A 363-nucleotide genomic window follows, 5' to 3' on the forward strand; every position below is an offset into this window, starting at 1 on the left:
GTGAAGGAAACTTTAGCTATTCAGCGGAATTTAAGGAATTTAAAGACGGCTTGTCTGAGCATGGTCTTATCACGAACGAGTCCGGCATATTTGAAGTGACATTGTCCGATCATTTTGAATGTGAGGGATTTGAAGAGTGCCCAGAAGAAGGCAAAGCACGTTGGTTGTCACAGATAGCCAGTGTCCATGGTCGCGAGTACACATTAAATGTTCCTTTCACTTCCACTTTGCCTTCTTCTGGGCACTCTTCAAATCCCTCACATTCAAAATGATCGGACAATGTCACTTCAAATATGCCGGACTCGTTCGTGATAAGACCATGCTCAGACAAGCCGTCTTTAAATTCCGCTGAATAGCTAAAGT

1 pseudogene is annotated in these 363 nt (G+C 43.5%); it reads right to left on the bottom strand.

Annotated features, from left to right (window positions below):
• Positions 1 to 145 precede the first annotated feature (145 nt).
• Positions 146 to 363, bottom strand: a pseudogene (locus R2S67_RS22865) (hypothetical protein); the annotation flags it as partial.

This window comes from Vibrio sp. T13N (genome assembly GCF_032970445.1).
GTDB classification, from domain to species: domain Bacteria; phylum Pseudomonadota; class Gammaproteobacteria; order Enterobacterales; family Vibrionaceae; genus Vibrio; species Vibrio diabolicus.